Genomic DNA, 246 nt, shown 5'->3' with positions numbered 1-246 from the left:
AGGGCCTCTATGACTCCCACCGCAACGGCGCAAAGGTGCTGGCGCTGGCATCGCACATTCCTTCTCGCCAGATTGGCTCGAATTTCTTCCAGGAGACCCATCCGGAGTTTATCTTCAACGAGTGCTCCGGTTACTGCGAGATGGTCAACTCCGCTGAGCAGGGTGGCGTCGTTTTGCATCACGCTATCCAGTCGACCATGACTGGCCACGGTGTTTCCGTGCTGGTTCTGCCGGGCGACATTACAA

The 246-nt window shown here is 57.3% G+C and carries 1 pseudogene; it reads left to right on the top strand.

Annotated elements, in window-relative coordinates:
- Window positions 1–246: pseudogene (locus QP413_RS10125) on the top strand (thiamine pyrophosphate-binding protein); the annotation flags it as partial.

The sequence above is a fragment of the Corynebacterium sp. UMB4614 genome (assembly GCF_030217065.1).
Taxonomy (GTDB): Bacteria; Actinomycetota; Actinomycetes; order Mycobacteriales; family Mycobacteriaceae; genus Corynebacterium.
The sequence above is the reverse complement of the archived record's forward strand: the minus strand, read 5'-3'. Positions and strand labels throughout refer to the sequence as shown.